Genomic DNA, 17,926 nt, shown 5'->3' with positions numbered 1-17,926 from the left:
GTGAGCGGTGCGGGCGAACAGTTCGGTTTCCACACCGAGGTGATGGTGCGGTGGTCCGACATGGACGTCTTCCAGCACATCAACCACGCGCGGATGGTCACCCTCCTCGAGGAAGCGCGGATCCCGTGGTTGTTCGCCGACGGCCGCCCTACCCGGGACCTGCGCGAGGGGGCCGTCATCGCCGATCTCCACGTGCGCTACCGAGGGCAGTTGCGTCACGACGACGGTCCGCTCGACGTGCTGATGTGGACGGAGAAGGTACGCGCGGTCGACTTCACGATCGGTTACGAGGTGCGGCCGAGCGGTGCCCCGGTCGACTCGGCGCCGGCCGTGGTCGCGTCCACCCAGATCGCGGCGTTCGACATCGAGACCCAGCGCCTGCGTCGGCTCACCGACGACGAGCGCGAGTTCCTGCGGCAGTGGCGACGTGACTGACGAGGCCCGGCATGTCGAGCGTCTCCTGAGGCTCGACGGCCCCGACGACAGCGTCGATCTCGCTGCTTTCCTCGCGCGCGCCGCGCGTCTCGACGAGGCCGCCGTGGTGCGGTTGCGCCGCCGCAGCGACGGGCTGCTCGGCGTGTGGACCCGCACCGGTTTCGAGGTACTCGCGGGCCGTGTCGTCCGCGGAGCCGTGGCGCCGGCCGACACCTGCGTCGCTGCCGAGTCGCTGCGGGCCGCGCTCCTCGCCGGCTCCGAACCCCGCACCGAGGTGGACCCGGGTTGGGCGATGGATTCCGCATGGCGCGGGGCACTGCCGCCGGACGACGGTTACGTCCACGTCGACGACGTGCCGGCGCGAGTGCTCGTCGAACTCGCGCAGCGCGGTGTCGCGCTCACCCGTGAGCACGGTGCGCAGGGACCCCCGGCGTCGTTGCTGGCCCAGGAAGTTCTCGAGGTGAGCGGCGCCGGAACGACGGTAGGCGTGCCGATGCGCATGGTGTTCGCGCTCGGCGCGATGGGTTTCGTGCCCGGTGCCGGTCGCGACACCGTCGACTCGGCCGGCATCGACCCTGCCGAGGTGGTCCGGGTCCGTGCGTCCGCCACGTGGATGCGCCTCGATGCCCGCTACGGTTCGGTCTACCTGCGGCGCGGCGGCGGGCTCGGTCTGAGCGTCCTCTGAGGGTCGTCACACCAGCCAGACGGCGGTATCCGGTGGCAGTTCCCGTCCGGTGAGCGTCCGGCTCGCGAGCAGCACCTCTCCGGGTGGCAGTTCGGCCACGACGTCGCCGGCGTTGAGCACGCACGTCAGGCCGCCGGGGCGACGGAACGCCAGGCACCCCGCGGGGCTTCCGTACCAGGCGACCTCGTTGCCGTCGAATTCCGTTCGCTCCTTGCGGAGCTCGATCGCCCTGCGGTACAGCGAGAGCGTCGAGTCCACGTCCTCGAGTTGCGTCTCCACGGTCAGCGCCGACCATTCCGGAGGTTGCGGGAGCCACGCGGACTGCGCGGAGGTGAATCCGAACGGCGGCGTCCCACCCTGCCACGGCAGCGGCACGCGGCACCCGTCGCGTCCGCGTTCGGTGTGCCCGGATCGTTCCCACACCGGATCCTGCAGCACCTCGTCGGGCAGGTCGACGTTGGGCAGTCCCAGTTCGGCGCCGTTGTAGACGAACACCGTCCCGGGAAGAGCGAGGGCGACGAGGATCATCGCGCGTGCTCGTGCCGTCCCGAGCTCACCGTCTCCGTAGCGGGTGACCTCACGGTCCACGTCGTGGTTCGACAGGGTCCACGTCGGTGAGGCCTGCACCGACGCGACTGCGGCCAGGCCCTTCTCGACGGCATCGCGGATGGCGTCGGCGTCCCAGTCCGACAACGTCAGGTGGAAGTCGAAGGCGAGGTGGAGTTCGTCCGGTCGCAGGTACTCGGCGAACCGTTCGTGGTCGTCGACCCAGATCTCACCGATCGCCACCGCGCCCGGGTACTCGTCGAAGACCCGCCGGAGCCGGCGGTGGATGTCGTGGACCTCGGGATTGTTGAACCGCGGGTCGGCGGGGGAGTGCCCGAGCAATTCGTTGGTCTCCCACCCGTCGTGATCGGGCAGGTTTGCCGGCTTCGCCATGCCGTGGGCGACGTCGATCCGGAAACCGTCCACGCCCCGGTCCAGCCAGAATCGCAGGGTCTCGCCGAGATCCTCGACGACCTCCTCGTCGTCCCAGTCGAGATCGGGCTGCCCGGGTGCGAACACGTGCAGATACCACTGACCCGGCGTGCCGTCGGGTTCGGTGATGCGGGTCCAGGCAGGGCCACCGAAGACGCTCGGCCAGTTGTTCGGTGGTGCGCTGCCGTCCGGACCCCGGCCGTCCCGGAAATGGAACCGTCGTCGTTCGCGGCTGCCCGGCCCTGCTTCGAGTGCTGCCCGGAACCACCGATGCTCGACGCTGACATGGTTCGGTACGAGGTCCATCACCACCCGGATCCCGCGCGCATGGGCGTCGGCGACCAGTGCCTCGAGATCGGCGAGATCCCCGAACAGCGGGTCGATGTCGCGGGGGTCGGACACGTCGTAGCCGTGGTCGGCCATCGGCGAACGCATCACCGGGTTGAGCCAGATCGCGTCGATTCCGAGGAGTTCGAGATAACCCAGACGGCTGCGTACACCCGCGAGATCGCCGATGCCGTCACCGTTCGCGTCGGCGAACGACCGGGGATAGACCTGGTAGAAGACCGCGCTGCGCCACCACGGCGCCGTCGGGTCGGGACGCCCGGACATTCGGGCTGCGGGGTGGGACACGGAAGTCATCGTGTCAGACGGCAGGGCGAAAGACAGGGCGAACGACGTCCGGGGCCGTTCCGTCCGGGCGGGCCCGCATGATAGGACGAACGGCATGAATACGACATCGATCGTCGCGGTCCGGCTGGACGACGTCGAATTGCGCGACGACCCGATCGAGCCTTCGTGGATCCGCGAAGGCGCTCCGGTGGCGCGCAGCGGTCAGTGGGCGACCAGCGCCGACCGCACCACCACCACACATGTGTGGGACTGCACCGCCGGCCGCTTCGACTGGCATTTCGGTGTCGACGAGATCGTCCACATCGTGGAGGGCTCGGTGGTCGTCTCGTCCGCCGACTCCGAACCCCGCACGTTGCGGGCCGGCGACGCCGCGCTCTTCCGTGCCGGGACCACCGCGCTGTGGGAGGTCCCCGAGTACGTGCGCAAGCACGCCGTCCTGCGTCGCCACCTGTCGCCCGCGGCGCGGTTCACCCAGAAGGTGGAGGACCGCCTGCGCCGGATGCTGGGCCGCTGACCTCTAGACAGGCGAGTTCATCATCGAGTCGGCCGCCATGTTCATGTAGTCGACGAGCTGTCGACGATGTTCGTCGTCGAGTGTCGTCTCCTCTATCGACGCGATCGCGGTGTGCATGCATCGCAACCAGGCGTCGCGCTCGAGCGGCCCGATCCGGAACGGGTGGTGGCGCATGCGCAGTCGCGGGTGCCCTCGTTCCTCGGAGTAGGTGCGCGGGCCGCCCCAGTACTGCTCCAGGAACATCCGCATGCGCCGCTCGGCCGGACCGAGATCCTCCTCGGGGTACAGGGGCCGGACGATCTCGTCCCGTGCCACCTCTTCGTAGAACCGCGCCGTGAGCCGACGGAACGTCTCGGCGCCACCGACCGCGTCGTAGAAGGTCTGCTCGTCACTCATCTGTATTCGTTCACCGTCCCTCTCGACCGTCCATTGTGCCCGCTCCCGACACCACACCGCCCGACGAGCCGGGACCGCCGGGACCGACACCGGATGTTCACCGACCCGACCTGGACCGGTCCACTGATTCCGGGTGCGATTCGGGAGCATCCGTGGTCCACTGTTCCCAGTCTTTTCGGAGGTCGTATGAAGCACAGCAGCAGCTCGCATCGACAACTCCCGCCCGCGGACGCCCCTGCAGGGGCGCCGGGGGCCACCACACTGCGCGTGGTGCACGACAGCACCGCGACGGTACCCGACTGGTTGAAACGTCGAGTGTTGCTGCTCAACGCCACCTACGAGCCGCTCACCGCCCTGCCCGCTCGCAGAGCCGTGGTCCTGATGGCCGGGGGCAAGGCCGATACCGTGCACGACGATCCGCTCGCTCCGCTCGTGCGGTCGGCCGAATGGTCGGTGCAGCTGCCGTCCGTGATCCGTCTGCGCAGCTACGTGCGCGTTCCGTATCACGCGCGGGTGCCGCTCACCCGGGCCGCGCTCATGCATCGCGACCGGAACCGGTGTGCCTACTGCGGGGGCAAGGCCGAGACGATCGATCACGTCGTGCCGCGCAGTCGCGGCGGCGAGCACACCTGGGAGAACTGCGTCGCATGCTGCGCGCCGTGCAACCACCGCAAGGCCGACAAGCTGCTCACCGAACTCGGATGGGACCTGCGTGTGGTGCCGAACCCGCCGAAGGGCCGGCACTGGCGCCTGCTCGCCACCCTGCCCGAGTTGCACCCCACCTGGCTGCCGTATCTGGGGGAGGGTGCGGCCTGATCGGGGTCGTTCTCCGGGGCGTATGAAGCCTTTCGGGCTCGGCTGGGCTAACGTTTGGCTGTGAGCATTCTCGAGACAACCCTGATCTTCGTCGGCATCCCGCTGCTGATCGTCTTGGTCTTCGGTGGGCTGTCCTTCGTCATGAGCAAGTACCCGGGCTCCACGCCGTCGGACGACCCGTACACGCTCGACCGGAAATGGGAGCACGAGCCGCTCCTGTGGACCGCGACCGACGAATCGACCCATCCCTGGAAATACCCGCATCATGGTCACGGTCATGCCGCTCTGACCTCGGCGGAGCTGATCGGAGGTACCGCAAGTGGCAAGTGGTGACGTGATCCGGCGTCCGGCCGTCGCGCCGGAGAACCTGCCGCACGGTGCGGCACTCACCGCGAGCGGACGCATCTCCGCGGTGCGCGGTCTCGGCCAGGCATTCACGGGTGCGCCGTTCAAGGACCGCGACCTCATCGTCCTCGACGACACGCTCACGCACGCCGTGCGGATCACCCATGTGCGCTTCACCGTGTACATCGGCGACGACGTGAACCCGGCCGCTGCGACCGACGCCCTGTTGCCGACGACGCCGGATGCCGACAACTCGGTGCTCATCGCCGTCTTCCCGAACCAGCGGAGCATCGAGATCCGTTCGGGCCGCACCGCCGCCGACCGCGCCACCGACCGGGTGCTGCAGCTCGGCGTGACCGCGGCCGTGTCGTCCTTCGGTCAGGGGAATCTGCTCGACGGCATCACCAGTGCCGTCCGCGTCATCGCGAACGCTATGGTCGCTCCCTAGTCCGGAGCCCACGACCACCTGTGGCCCGCTGCCGCTCCGTGACGGAGAGGCAGCGGGCCACAGTCGTCCCGGGAGGCCGGTGCGTCAGGACGCGTCGAAGGCGCGTGCCTTCAACGAGCGCACGACCCCGGCACGGCCCTCGACGACGAGCCGGCGCAGGGCCGGCGGATGGTCGCCGGCGAGGAACTCGTCTGCCGCCGCCACCGATTGCTCACCGATCGACCACGACGGGTAGAGGCCGATCACGACTGTCTGCGCAACCTCGCTCGAGCGGCGCTCCCACACCCCAGGCACCTCCGCGAAGTACCGGGCTACATACGGCTCGAGGAGTTCTCCTTGACCGGCCGGAGCGAAACCGCCGATCACGGCGCGTGCCGTGATGTTCGGGACGCTGTCGTCGTGCACGACCGTCTGCCACACCTGTTCCTTGACCGCCTCCTGCGGACGTGCCGCGCGGGCAGCCGCCGCCTGGCGGGCACCCGCGGCCGTCGGGTCGCGTTCGGCCTCGGCGTCGATGAACGGCGACTCGACGCCCTCGGCGTCCACCTCACCCGCCGCGGCGAGGGCCTGGACGATCCGCCAGCGCAGATCGGTGTCGACCGTCAGCCCCGGCAGGCCGACCGTGGCCGGATCGGCGCCGAGCAGTTCCTCGAGCACCTCGGTGTGCCAGGGCGACAGGTAGGCGGTGGTCAGCGCGTTGACGAAGGCGAGCTGATGGTCGGAACCCGGCGCGGACTCGCGGGCCAGTTCGAGCAGCCGGTTGGCGAAGTCCGATCGGCCGTACTCCGCCGCCCAGGACGGATCCGCGTAGCTCTCCAGCGCGGTGTGCGCCTGCATGAGCAGCCGCTGGACGACACCGACCTCGGTCTCGGCCGCGATGCCCCGCTGCACGAGGGCGACGAAATCCCGCGCCTTCATCTCGGCCTGACGGGTCATCTCCCACGCCGCCGACCACACCAGGGTGCGCGGCAGCGACTCGGCGATGTCGCCGACCCGGTCGATGACGGTCGCGAGCGACTCCTCGTCGAGCCGCACCGAGCAGTACGTCAGGTCGTCGTCGTTGACGAGGACGAACGCGCCGCGCGGCACGCCCACCAGATCGGGGACCTCGGTGCGCTCGGCGGCGTCGACGTCGATCTCCACGCGGTGCGTGCGGACGAGCGTGCCGGAGCCGTCGTCGCCGTACACACCGATCGCGAGACGATGAACGCGGAACTCACCGGCGCCGGGCTGGGCACCTTCCTGCACCACCGCGAAACGCGTGAAGCGTCCCTGGTCGTCGACCTCGAAGTCCGGTCGCAGGATGTTCAGGCCGGTGGTCTTGAGCCACTGGGCGCCCCAGTCCGACAGGTCGCGGCCGGAGGACTTCTCGAGCGCGGCGAGCAGGTCGTCGAAGGTGGCGTTGCCGTAGGCGTGATCGCGGAAGTACTCGCGCAGACCCGCGAGGAAGGGTTCCTGCCCGACATAGGCGACGAGCTGCTTGAGCACCGACGCGCCCTTGGCGTAGGTGATGCCGTCGAAATTGACCTCCACCGCGGCGAGGTCGGGGATGTCGGCGGCGATCGGGTGGGTGGACGGCAGCTGGTCCTGCCGGTACGCCCACGATTTCTCCACGTTCGCGAAGGTCGTCCACGCGTTGGTGTACTCGGTGGCCGAGGCCTGGCACAGCACCGACGCGAACGTCGCGAACGACTCGTTGAGCCACAGGTCGTCCCACCAGCGCATGGTGACGAGGTCGCCGAACCACATGTGTGCCATCTCGTGCAGGACGGTCTCGGCGCGCCGCTCGTAGGAGTAGCGGGTGACCTTGGACCGGAAGACGTAGTCCTCCAGGAAGGTCACCGCACCGGCGTTCTCCATCGCTCCGGCGTTGAACTCGGGCACGAACAACTGGTCGTACTTGCCGAAGGCGTAAGGGATCCCGAAGTTGGCGTGGTAGAAGCCGAATCCCTGCTTGGTCTCGGTGAACAACCGGTCGGCGTCCATGTACTCCGCGAGCGACGCGCGGCAGAAGATGCGCAGCGGGATGGTGCCGTGCTCGTCGGTGTACTCGTCGGACCACACCGCGTACGGACCGGCGATCAACGCGACGAGGTAGGTGCTCATACGCGGGGTGGTGCGGAAGATGTGGAGACCCGGCTGCGCGGCCGCCGTCTGCACGGTGTCGGCATTGGAGATCACGGCCCAGTCCTGCGCCGCGGTGACCCTCAGATCGAAGGTGGCCTTGAGGTCGGGCTGATCGAAGCACGCGAACATCCGCTTGGCGTCGGCCGTTTCGAACTGCGAGTACAGGTACACCGCGTCGTCGGTGGGGTCGACGAACCGGTGCAGGCCTTCGCCGGTGTTCGTGTACAGGCAGTCGGCGTCGACGACGAGTTCGTTGTGGGCGGCGAGCCCGGTGAGGGTGATGCCGCTCTCCTCGGAGTATCCGGACACGTCCACGGGTTCGCCGTTGAGCGTCGCCGAGTGCACCGTCTTCGCGATGAGGTCGATGAACGTCGAGGCACCCTCGGTGGCGTCGAAGCGGACGGTGGTCACCGACCGGAACGTCGTGGTGCCCGGCCCGCCGGCACCGTCGGTGAGGTCCAGTTCGATGCTGTAGTTGTCGACGGACAGGATCGCGGCCCGTTCGGCGGCCTGCTCGCGGGTCAGATTCGGTGGTGCCACGGGGAGAACTCCTTCTCACGACGGAATGTCGGTCGGCGTCCATCCCATCATGATCGGCGGACCCTCACGGAGCGACGTCGGACAACGGCACCGTGGTGTCCGCCAGGCGGTCGGCGTCGACGGGCCGGCCGGAGGTGATGAGAGCGCGGATGTCGTCGCCGGCATCCCAGATGTTCACGTTCATCCCTGCCTGCACCCGATGCTCGTCGTCGAGCCAGAACGCGAGGAAGTGCAGACCGGTGACGTCGCCGCGAGTGACCACCCGCGCATCGGGCGGAGCGAGCCCGACATATTCCATGCCGAGGTCGTACTGGTCGGTGAAGAAATAGGGGAGCCGGTCGTAGGCTGCCGCGCGTCCGAGCATCGTCGCGGCCGCGACAGCCGGCTGGTTCAGGGCGTTCGCCCAGTGTTCGACCCGCACCCGGTTGCGAAGGAGCGGATGGTCCACCGACGCGATGTCGCCGACCGCCACGATGTCCGGATCGCTCGTGCGCAGCGACGCGTCGACGAGCACACCGTCGTCGACCGCGAGCCCGGCGTCGCGGGCGAGGTCGATGTTCGGTCGCGCCCCGACCGCGACGAGCACGGCGTCGGCGGGCACCACACTGTCGTCGCCGAACCGGATTCCGCTCGCGCGCCCGTCGTACGCGACGATCTCGCGCACCGAGGTGCTCGTGCGCAGATCGACGCCGTGTGCGCGGTGCAGATCGGCGAAGACCGCTCCCATCTCCTCACCGAGCGCCCCGAGCAGCGGCTGCTTCGCGGACTCCGCGACCACCACGCCCGCACCTCGACCGCGAGCGTTCGCAGCGATCTCCATGCCGATCCATCCGGCCCCGATGACGGCCAGCCATCCCGCGTGGTCGGTCTCACCGTGGATCGCGGCGAGCAGCGCATCGGAATCCTCGACGGTGCGCATGACGTACACGCGCTCGGCGTCGGCGCCGGGAATCGGGACCGTGCGGGGCGTCGAGCCCGTTGCGAGAGCGAGCTTGTCGTAGCGCAGCGTCGACCCGTCGGGCAGCGTCACGGTGTGGGCAGCCGGATCGATCGCGGTGACCTTCGTGCCGAGCAGCAGTTCGACGCGGTGATCGCGGTACCAGTCACCGTCGTGCACCGTGAAGTCGGCAAGCTGCTTGCGTCCGGCGAAGTAGTCCTTCGACAAGGGTGGTCGCTCGTAGGGCAGATGCTCCTCCGCGCCGATGAGCAGGATGCGCCCGGGAAAGTCGCGGGCGCGCAGTTCCTCGGCCAGCCTGGCGCCGGCCAGACCCGCGCCGACGATCAGAAACGTTTCCTCACCCGACATCGTGGTGCCTCCACTGAGATGCGTGCCGGACCTGCTTCCCGGGTCCGACGTTACGGGTACGGCACACCTTCCGGCCCGGTTCGGGAAGAATCGGCGACGGAGCCGTGTTGTACACCCTCGGTAGTTGCCCGGCTCCGTACCGAACTCTTGTGAGGAGATCTCTTGAGCGACCCGACTGTCGCGTCCGCGACCGGCAAGGACACCGCCGACTTCTGGTTCGACCCGCTGTGCCCGTGGTGCTGGATCACCTCGCGCTGGATCCTCGAGGTCACGAAGGTGCGCGATATAGAGGCGCGTTTCCACGTGATGAGCCTGGCCGTGCTCAACGAGGGTCGCGACCTGCCCGACGACTACGCCGAGTTGATGACGAAGGCGTGGGGCCCGGTGCGCGTGGCGATCGCCGCGGCGCAGAAGTACGGCGACGACATCCTCTCCCCGCTGTACGCCGCGATGGGCACCCGCATCCACAACGAGGGCAACAAGGACTTCGCGGACGTGATCGCCGCGTCGCTCGCCGAACTCGACCTCGATGCCGCGCTGGCCGAGGCCGCCGACAGTGACGCCTACGACGAGGCCCTGCGCACGAGTCACCACGCCGGCATGGACAAGGTGGGCCAGGACGTCGGTACCCCCACGATCCACGTCAACGGCATCGCCTTCTTCGGTCCCGTCCTGTCGAAGATCCCGCGCGGCGAGGAGGCCGGGAAGGTGTGGGACGGCGTGGTCGCCCTCGCGTCCTACCCGCATTTCTTCGAACTCAAGCGCAGCCGAGACGAGGAGCCCGACTTCTCCTGACCGGGTGTGGCCGTGGCGCTCGGTAGAGTGCCACGGCGTGTCGAACGAACATGTGGTCCGGCCGGCGACGGTGCGCGATATCGGAAAGGCGACGGCAACGCTCGGACGGGCGTTCCGCGACTATCCGTTCACCCGCTACACCGTCGACGGCCGCGATCACGAGGCCCGCGTCCGCGACCTGCAGGGGCTCTACCTCGCCGAGATCGGCATGCGGTGCGGCAGGGTGTGGGTCTCCGACGACGTCGACGCGGTGGCCGTGTGGACGACGCCCCGTTCCACCGGGCTCGAGGAGGCATTCGCCTCCGTCGCCGATCGGGTGACCGAACTGCGCGGCGATCGTGCCCGCGCCGCCGAACTCGCCGAGCAGGCCACCGCAGGACTGCAGCCGAGCGAACCCGTGTGGTTCCTGGCCACGGTGGGCGTCGATCCCGCCTCGCAGGGACGCGGCCTGGGACGGGCCGTCCTCGAACCCGGACTCCGCGCGGCCGAGGAACACGGGGCCGCGGCCTGCCTGGAGACCTCGTCGGAAGCGAACGTCGGCCTCTACGAACGTCTCGGCTTCGTCGTCACCGGTGTCGTCGAGCTGCCGGACGACGGCCCGAGGGTCTGGGCGATGCGCCGCTGACCCGGGGGCGGGGGACGCTACGCCCCGCCGAGAACAACGGGTTGGAGTACGCGCCGAGTCGGGTGCGGTACGAGGCCGGTTACGGCGCCGAGTTCCAGCACGAGTCGACGAGCTTCGGCCTCCGTGGCGCCCACCGGCGTGACACCCGGTGCGACGGCAGTGGGTGTGCAGGGATGTGTCGGGCTCTCGTTAGACTTCTGGCCATGCGCGTTTACCTGGGAGCCGACCATGCGGGCTTCGAACGGAAGAATGAGATCGTCGAGCACCTGAAGAAGAACGGCCACGAGCCGATCGACTGCGGTGCGTTCGAGTACGACGCTCTCGACGACTACCCGGCCTTCTGCATCGAGGCCGCACGGCGCACCGTCGCCGACGAAGGAAGCCTCGGCATCGTGCTCGGCGGCAGCGGTAACGGTGAGCAGATCGCCGCCAACAAGGTGCCGGGCGCCCGTTGCGCCCTGGCCTGGAGCGTCGACACCGCCAAGCTCGCGCGCGAGCACAACAACGCGCAGCTCATCGGCATCGGCGGCCGCATGCACACCCTCGAGGAGACCCTCGCGATCGTCGACGCATTCCTGTCGGCCGAGTGGTCGGACGAGGAGCGTCACCAGCGCCGCATCGACATCCTCGCCGAGTACGAGAAGACCGGCCGAGCACCGGCAGTGCCCGGCGCGCCTGCCTGATCCGTGCCCGAGGGACACATCCTGCACCGGCTCGCCCGGCTGCACCACGAGTGGTACTCGGGTGCGCCGGTGCGGGTGTCCAGTCCACAGGGGCGGTTCGCCGACGGCGCCGCAGCGGTGGACGGGCGCGTGCTGACCCACGCGGACGCGTGGGGGAAGCATCTCTTCCACCACTACGAGGGCGGTCTCGCCGTCCACGTGCATCTCGGCATCTACGGGGAGTTCACCGACCGGGAGTTGCCGCTCGGCGAACCGGTCGGACAGGTGCGGATGCGGATGATCGGCGCACGCCACGGCAGCGACCTGCGCGGTCCGGCGGCGTGCGAGATACTCACCCCGGGCGAGGCCGAGGCGATCGAGGCGAGACTCGGCCCCGACCCGCTGCGTTCCGACGCTGATCCCGAACGGGCGTGGCGCCGGATCGGTAGGTCGCGCACCGCGATCGGGGCGTTGCTCATGAACCAGGCGGTGATCGCCGGGGTGGGCAACGTGTACCGGGCCGAAGTGCTGTTCCGCCACGGCATTCATCCCGAACGTCCGGGAGACAAGTTGTCCCGCACCGAGTTCGATGCGATCTGGGAGGATCTCGTCGAGTTGATGAACGTCGGCGTGAAGCACGGGCGCATGCACGTCGTTCGACCCGAACACGACCACGGGGCACCGGCCTACGCCAGGAACAGGCCCCGGACGTACGTCTATCGGCGCGCCGGTGAACCCTGCCGTATCTGCGGGACGCCCGTGCTGCATTCGGTGATGCAGGCGCGGAACCTGTTCTGGTGCCCGGTCTGTCAGCCGCGCTGAATCAGGATCGGGATTCGTGGCCGGGCAGGGCCCGGCTCACTCAGAAGTCGAACCCGCCGAAATCGAATCCGCCGCCGTCTCCACCGCCGAACTCGCCCCCGCCGAGATCCTCACCGCCGCCGACGTCGTCGCCTCCTCCGTACTCGTCACCACCGCTGTAATCGGTGTCCGCCGACGGGTCGCCCGCACCGGATTCGAACGCCTGCGCGTCGTAGGGGACACCGGCCATCCCGGCGAACATCGAGGAGAAGAGCAGCATGGAGCCGACGCCCCACGCACCCGCGACGAGGGCCGGCTTCCACCACGGTTCCGAATACCAGCCCGCGGGAACGGGCCGCCCCGCGACGCGACCGCCCGGATAGTAGTTCGGCGTCGCCGAGGACGGCGACGGCGATGCGGCGATCGTGCGGCCCTCGAAGTCGACGGTGCGCTTCTCGGTGACCTCACCCGCGGATTTCTGACCGTCGAGCGTCGGGATCTCCGGGCCCGGATCCATGCCCATCGCCAGGCGTGCCGCCCGGATGTAGTACAGACCCTCGAGGGCGGTCTGCTTCGCGAGGCGTGCCTGCATCGGTGTGTTCGCCTGCTCGATCTGGGAGCCGGCGGCGGTGAACCGTTCGGAGGCGTCCGCAAGTGCCTGACGCGAGGCGTCGTCGGTGCCGGTCAGATTGTAGATCTGGCCGCCGAGGCGCTCGATGGCCTGCCGCGCGTCGGCTCTGGCGTCGTCGAGGGTGTCGGTCCGGTGACGAGTGGTGCCCTTCTGGGCGCGGGAGACGAAGTAGACCACGGCGCCGACGGCGGCGACGATGAGCAGAAGTTCCACGGCCGATCCTTCCGGTCGGGGGATGGTCCTGTCCTCCAGCGTACCGACGGGAAGACTCACTCCCCGAGGACCGCGCGCAATCCGTCCTGCAGGCACGAGTCGAACGAATCACGATCGGGGACGGCGATGGGATCCACGGCCAGGCCCATGCAGCAGGTGTCGCGATAGGACATCGCCGACACGGTGAGCATCGCGCCGTCGGCCGCGCCGAAGCCGTAGTACCGTTCGATCTTCGCACCACCCACGTAGAGCGGTGCGTGGGAGCCGGGAAGGGTGGACACCACTACGTCCCCGGGGCCGACGGCGATGCCGGATTCCGTCGAGGCCCCGGCGGAGGACGCCGCCGGACTCCCGGCGGAGGGCGGGAACGAGACGTCGATCCGTCGCATGAGGTCGACCGTATCCAGTGCGTGGAGGTCTGCCGCGTCCTCGGGGGTCATGGAGATCGCTCCACCCTCCGGTCCCGGGACGACGACGCGCAGGCCGTCCATCGTGCGTCCGTGCCGCCGTCGGTATTCGCTGTATGCGAGGAGCATCGCCGCGGTGAAACCGCTCGGGACACGACAGCCCGCACGTTCGCAGGCGCGTCGCAATGCGGCGAGATCCGCGTCGAGTACGTGCAACCGCGGAGGGCGGGGCGCGGGCTCCTCGGCGCGGTCACCGGTACGTCCGAGCAGGGCGTTGATCAATCCGGTGCTCAGCGAGGTGAACACGTGCGCCGCGGTGCGGAACGATTCGGCACCCTGCTCGGAGACCGACCTCGCCCATGACAACATCGAGTCGGCCTGCCCGGACGCCGGCGTGGAGCCGAGGTGCCGGAGGCGGATCACGAGTGCCGATTGGCCGCCGTCCAGGCCGTCGAGCAGGGTCAGTTCCCAGCGGGGGTGCCGGAGACCGGAAGGGTCGGGCGCCGAGCGGGCGTAGGCGAGCACTTCCTCGAAACTCGCCGGGGCGGACAGCGCGACCCGGTCGAGATGCCACGGCGGATCCGAGTCGGGATGTCCGGCGCGACGCGGCGGGTCGAGGCCGAACGGAAGTTCCACCACCCGGTGCCGGAAGCCGGGCGACTCGTGATTGCCGGGCGCGAGCACCGCGGCGACCCGATCCCAGTCGGGGGTGGCATCGAGAAGGACCGCGGCGACGACGGAGGAACCCGGGGAGTGGGCCCGCGCGCGGTCGTCGGGGGTGTCCTTCACATGAGGGACCGTCTCACATCGTGATCGTCGGACACCTGCGCTTTGCTCTCGCTTTGCACTATCGAGTCGAAAAGGTGACACGTCGTTGCCGGCTTCGGAGTCGTCCCACATGCAGGCCGTCACGTCCGCGCACGACCTCTCCACCGGCCCACGGCCACCGCCCCCAGTCCGGCTGCGGCGATCCACGGTGCCCCCCGAGATGAGCGGGTCGAGCCACTGATGGTTGATGTCGGCACGCGAACCGCGGCGCCTCGACGCCCCGCCGTGCGCGGTGATCTCCGCCCGGAGTCCGCTTTCGGTCACCGGATTGTCGGGCCGGCCCTGCATCAGGGCACGGACGCGGCTCTCGGCGACGTCGATGCGGTCGGCGCCGATCAGGAGCAGCCAGTGCGCGGCCCGGCCTTCGCTGTATCGGCGGTAGGCGTGCCTGCGAACGGCACCGGACAGTCCTTTCAGCGGTGCCGTGGTGCCGAACACCGGCGTGACGAAGGCGTGCTCGATGGAGCGCTCGCGGTTCTCGTAGCCCGGTTGGCGTTCGGGGAAATCCCAGTGCGCGCCGGTGGCTTCGGGAGCGAACCGTTCCTTCGGGACGGACGGGCGGTCGCGCGGATCCAGGTCGACTCCCCATCCGGGAATGCGAGCGCGCAACCGATCGGGACTCTCGGGGGGTTCGGGCTTGTCTGCGGTGTAAGCCATGGCGGATCCTCCTCAGCTCCCGTCGGTGACGATGATCGGCTTGATACACCCGTCGAGTTTCGACGAGAACATGTGATATGCCTCCGCGATGTGTTCGAGCGGAACGCGGTGCGTGACGATGTCGTTCGGTTTCAGATAGCCGTTGCGGACGTGTTCGAACAGGCGGGGCCACTGACGTTTGACGGGGCACTGGTTCATTCGCAGCGTCAGTCCCTTGTTCAGCGCGTCCCCGAACTTCACGGCACTGAAGATCGGACCGTAAGCGCCCATCACCGAGACGGTGCCGCCCTTGCGGACACCGTCGATCACCCAGTTCAGCGCCACCGGCGATCCGCCCTGCATCTTCAGTTTCGCAGCGGTGACGTGCTGCAGGAAGTTCCCGTCGGCCTCCGCGCCGACCGCGTCGATGGCGACGTCCGCCCCGAGATGACCGGTGATCTTCTTCAGATGGACGACGATGTCGTCGTACTCCGCGAAGTTGTAGGTCTCCGCGTGTGCGAAGGTCCGGGCCTTCTCCAGCCGGTATTCGAGGTGGTCGATCACGATGACCCGGCCGGCACCCATGAACCAGGCGGACTTCGCGGCGTAGAGGCCCACCGGCCCGGCGCCGAAGACCACAACCGTGTCGCCCTCGGCGATGTCGCCGAGCTGGGCACCGAAGTAGCCGGTCGCGAGAGCGTCGGTGAGCATCAGGGCGTCCTCGCGGTCCATCCAGTCGGGGACGAGGGTGGGGCCGACGTCGGCGAACGGCACCCGCACGAACTCCGCCTGGCCGCCGTCGTAACCCCCGCAGGTGTGCGAGTAGCCGTAGATGCCTCCGACCGCGGTCGCGTTGGGGTTGACGTTGTGACAGTTCGAGTACAACCCGCGCACGCAGAAGAAGCACGACCCGCAGAAGACGTTGAACGGGACCATGACCCGATCCCCGGGTTTCAGATTCCGCACCGACGGGCCCACCTCGTGGACGACGCCGACGAACTCGTGGCCGAACGTCGTACCGACCCGGGTATCGGGCATCATGCCGTGATAGAGATGCAGGTCGGAGCCGCAGATCGCCGCCAGTTCGACGCGGACGATCGCGTCGTTCGGATGTTCGATCCGGGGGATGTCCTTCTCTTCGACGCGAACCCGGTACGGGCCGCGATAGACCATCGCGCGCACTTGTGCTCCCTCGTCGTCGTTCGTGTCGACGCGGATACCCGACACGGGAGCTGTCAAACGACGGTGTGCGCCGGGCAGCCCGCGACCGGGCGACTCACATCGCCGGCACGTCGGGTGCCGGGTGGGCGCCCCCGGACACGGTGTGCGCCCACGGCTCGGCCACGAACTGCCGTGTCAGGGCGTCGACGACATCGGCGGGGTCGTGGCGGCGTCCGAATGCGCGGCGCTGCAGCATCGCGCCGGTGCCGCGCGAGAAGATCTTCTCCGACATCTTCACCGTGCGGCGATAGTCCCCCGTCTCCTCCAGTTGGGGCCGGATGTGCCGGAGGAGAGTGGCGAACGACTGTCGTGAGGTCGTCGTCCGTCCCGTCGATACGTCGATCGCGCGCCCTCCCGGTCCCTCGCGCGCAGCGCACAGATATGCGGCGCGGAGGACTTCGTCGGGGACCGGGGGAGCGGCCACGCCCGCCCGTACGTCCCGTTCGGCCGTGGCGACGAGCGCACGCACGACGGTCGCCATGAGCACTGTTTCGTCGACGGTCGCCGGGACATCGCTCACCCGCACCTCGACGGTGGGAAGATGCGCGGACGGACGCACGTCCCAATAGACCATGCCCGGATCGAGGATGTTGCCGCTCTCGATCATGATGTCCACGACGGAATCGAAGTGTTCCACCGACGTGAAACGAGGTGGGGGACCCGAGCACGGCCATCGGCCGGCGACGATCGCGCGCCAGCTCGCGTATCCGGTGTCCCGGCCCCGGTACAACGGTGAGTTGGCCGTCGAGGCCAGCAGGGCGGGCAACCACAACCGGACGTGATTGCACACATGGACCGCGATCTCCCGGTCTGCCACGCCGACATGGACGTGGCAACCGCAGACCTCCTGCTCCTCGACCAGCCGTCCGTAGCGCTCCGCCATCGTCCGGTACCTGGGCACGTCCGTCACAGGTGCGAGCGGCTGAACCGTCGGCGATGCCCCCGCCGCCAGCAGACCCACACCGCACTGCACGGCCGCAGCGGCGGCCGTGGCCCTGGCCTCGAGGACGCGGGCCCGCAACTCGGTCGAGCTGCGGCAGACCGGCGTGTTCACCTCGATCTGGATCCGCTTGAGTTCGTAGTCCATCCGGGCGCCGAGCCTCCGGCCGGCGGCCACGACAGCCTCGTTGCTCTCGGTGAGACACTCCGAGGTCGTGTCGACGAGGAAGAACTCCTCCTCGACCCCGACGGTCGGACCGGGATCCGTTGCACCGGTCCTCGCGGCCCCGGGGCTCGCGACGGCCGCGAGGTCGAAGGATGTCGATGCCGGGCGCCGAGTCATCGCCGCCTCCCTTACTTCGCGAGGCGCCCTCGATGCGGGCGGGCGCCGTGGGGTGACGCCGGCGCCTTCTCGACCGACCACGGCCTACGGGTGAGACGAGAAATTGCTGGATCTCGCACCATGGTTGCACGGAAACGGTGTTCCCCCTTCGCGATCACCGAGATGCCGGACGTTCGCGGTGGAAACCTCCGGAGTCGGGACCGACCGGAGCCGATCCCGACTCCGGCCGGCCGGAGACGGGACGGTGCCGGGCTGTCGACACCCCCCTGCGGTGTCACCCGACGACGTCCCGCCCGTTCGTGGTCACGTCCGTTCGTGGAGGTGACGTAGGATCGCGGCGCGGTGGCCCCACGAGGTCGTCGGAATGCGGGTACACGAGGGGGCGACTCGCACGGTGTCGGTGCGGCAACGGTGCCGTGGGTCGAAGCGGAAGCGGACTGCAGCCGAGATCGCATTCGAACGACTCGTGGTGGGCTGCTTCTCAACCTCGACCGCATGATGACACTCATCCGGCACTGTGTCCAGGAACGACGGGATACGTGCGGAGGCCGCCGATCGGCCGAACCTCCGGAAACGACGAACTCCCGCCGATGCGGTGCGCA

The 17,926-nt window shown here is 69.0% G+C and carries 18 protein-coding genes and 1 pseudogene; 10 read left to right on the top strand and 9 right to left on the bottom strand.

Annotation, left to right across the window (positions count from 1 at the left end; all coding sequences use genetic code 11):
- Positions 1-435 carry an acyl-CoA thioesterase gene (locus PV766_RS04100; protein ID WP_016935800.1) on the top strand — a complete coding sequence of 145 codons (435 nt, stop codon included), beginning with the start codon at positions 1-3 and terminating at the stop codon, positions 433-435.
- The gene (locus tag PV766_RS04095) at positions 428-1,120 is read left to right on the top strand and encodes a hypothetical protein (RefSeq protein WP_421096450.1); all 693 of its coding nucleotides are present in this window, start codon (positions 428-430) and stop codon (positions 1,118-1,120) included. The genes PV766_RS04100 and PV766_RS04095 overlap by 8 nt, the downstream gene beginning before the upstream one ends.
- A gap of 6 nt (positions 1,121-1,126) precedes the next feature.
- Here PV766_RS04095 and PV766_RS04090 read toward each other — a convergent pair whose 3' ends face one another.
- Positions 1,127-2,710, bottom strand: a complete 1,584-nt coding sequence (locus PV766_RS04090; protein WP_421096490.1) for a glycoside hydrolase family 13 protein — start codon at positions 2,708-2,710, stop codon at positions 1,127-1,129.
- A 115-nt stretch (positions 2,711-2,825) separates the two neighbouring features.
- On the opposite strand from PV766_RS04090, the gene PV766_RS04085 reads away from it, so the two are divergent.
- On the top strand, positions 2,826-3,245 hold the full coding sequence (locus tag PV766_RS04085) for a cupin domain-containing protein (protein ID WP_421096449.1): 420 nt from the start codon (positions 2,826-2,828) through the stop codon (positions 3,243-3,245).
- Positions 3,246-3,248: 3 nt separating this feature from the next.
- Here the strand turns inward: PV766_RS04085 and PV766_RS04080 are convergent, their stop codons facing one another.
- Positions 3,249-3,641 (bottom strand): globin, encoded by a 393-nt coding sequence (locus tag PV766_RS04080; protein WP_026003131.1) that lies wholly within the window; start codon positions 3,639-3,641, stop codon positions 3,249-3,251.
- A 186-nt stretch (positions 3,642-3,827) separates the two neighbouring features.
- On the opposite strand from PV766_RS04080, the gene PV766_RS04075 reads away from it, so the two are divergent.
- Genes PV766_RS04075 through PV766_RS04065 form a run of 3 tightly spaced genes read left to right on the top strand, consistent with a single transcriptional unit; the run spans position 3,828 to position 5,250 of the window.
- On the top strand, positions 3,828-4,457 hold the full coding sequence (locus PV766_RS04075; protein WP_421096448.1) for an HNH endonuclease: 630 nt from the start codon (positions 3,828-3,830) through the stop codon (positions 4,455-4,457).
- Positions 4,458-4,517: 60 nt separating this feature from the next.
- Positions 4,518-4,790 carry a membrane protein gene (locus PV766_RS04070; protein ID WP_016933425.1) on the top strand — a complete coding sequence of 91 codons (273 nt, stop codon included), beginning with the start codon at positions 4,518-4,520 and terminating at the stop codon, positions 4,788-4,790.
- Positions 4,777-5,250, top strand: a complete 474-nt coding sequence (locus PV766_RS04065) for a DUF5130 domain-containing protein (protein WP_421096447.1) — start codon at positions 4,777-4,779, stop codon at positions 5,248-5,250. The genes PV766_RS04070 and PV766_RS04065 overlap by 14 nt, the downstream gene beginning before the upstream one ends.
- 84 nt (positions 5,251-5,334) lie before the next feature.
- Here the strand turns inward: PV766_RS04065 and pepN are convergent, their stop codons facing one another.
- Together pepN and PV766_RS04055 are read right to left on the bottom strand one after the other, a co-directional pair.
- Entirely contained in the window at positions 5,335-7,917 is a 2,583-nt protein-coding gene (gene pepN, locus PV766_RS04060) for an aminopeptidase N (RefSeq protein ID WP_421096446.1), read from the bottom strand.
- Between the two features lie 64 nt (positions 7,918-7,981).
- Complete coding sequence (locus PV766_RS04055; RefSeq protein WP_421096445.1) at positions 7,982-9,223, bottom strand: NAD(P)/FAD-dependent oxidoreductase; 1,242 nt, start codon at positions 9,221-9,223, stop codon at positions 7,982-7,984.
- Positions 9,224-9,385: 162 nt separating this feature from the next.
- Here PV766_RS04055 and PV766_RS04050 point away from each other — a divergent pair, with 162 nt between their 5' ends.
- From PV766_RS04050 to PV766_RS04035, 4 genes are all read left to right on the top strand, one after another.
- Positions 9,386-10,018: a DsbA family protein gene (locus tag PV766_RS04050; protein WP_421096444.1), complete on the top strand. Its 633-nt coding sequence runs from the start codon at positions 9,386-9,388 to the stop codon at positions 10,016-10,018.
- 37 nt (positions 10,019-10,055) lie between these two features.
- A complete protein-coding gene (locus tag PV766_RS04045) occupies positions 10,056-10,643 on the top strand; it encodes a GNAT family N-acetyltransferase (RefSeq protein WP_421096443.1) in 588 nt (195 codons plus the stop codon).
- Between the two features lie 203 nt (positions 10,644-10,846).
- Complete coding sequence (locus PV766_RS04040; protein WP_064063316.1) at positions 10,847-11,326, top strand: ribose-5-phosphate isomerase; 480 nt, start codon at positions 10,847-10,849, stop codon at positions 11,324-11,326.
- A gap of 3 nt (positions 11,327-11,329) precedes the next feature.
- Positions 11,330-12,127, top strand: coding sequence for an Fpg/Nei family DNA glycosylase (locus PV766_RS04035; RefSeq protein ID WP_421096442.1), 798 nt, complete (start codon positions 11,330-11,332; stop codon positions 12,125-12,127).
- Positions 12,128-12,167: 40 nt separating this feature from the next.
- Here PV766_RS04035 and PV766_RS04030 read toward each other — a convergent pair whose 3' ends face one another.
- The 5 genes and pseudogenes from PV766_RS04030 to PV766_RS04010 form a co-directional block, all read right to left on the bottom strand.
- On the bottom strand, positions 12,168-12,950 hold the full coding sequence (locus PV766_RS04030; protein WP_064063318.1) for a hypothetical protein: 783 nt from the start codon (positions 12,948-12,950) through the stop codon (positions 12,168-12,170).
- A gap of 56 nt (positions 12,951-13,006) precedes the next feature.
- Positions 13,007-14,257 (bottom strand): wax ester/triacylglycerol synthase domain-containing protein, encoded by a 1,251-nt coding sequence (locus tag PV766_RS04025; protein WP_421096441.1) that lies wholly within the window; start codon positions 14,255-14,257, stop codon positions 13,007-13,009.
- Positions 14,258-14,265: 8 nt separating this feature from the next.
- Positions 14,266-14,842, bottom strand: a pseudogene (locus tag PV766_RS04020) (hypothetical protein).
- Between the two features lie 12 nt (positions 14,843-14,854).
- Positions 14,855-16,003, bottom strand: a complete 1,149-nt coding sequence (locus PV766_RS04015; protein ID WP_421096440.1) for a zinc-dependent alcohol dehydrogenase — start codon at positions 16,001-16,003, stop codon at positions 14,855-14,857.
- Between the two features lie 94 nt (positions 16,004-16,097).
- Entirely contained in the window at positions 16,098-17,324 is a 1,227-nt protein-coding gene (locus PV766_RS04010) for a carboxylate-amine ligase (RefSeq protein WP_084421569.1), read from the bottom strand.
- Positions 17,325-17,926: the final 602 nt, after the last annotated feature.

Source organism: Rhodococcus sp. As11, from assembly GCF_048957735.1.
Taxonomy (GTDB): Bacteria; Actinomycetota; Actinomycetes; order Mycobacteriales; family Mycobacteriaceae; genus Rhodococcus; species Rhodococcus gordoniae.
This window is presented reverse-complemented; position numbering and strand designations above follow the sequence as displayed.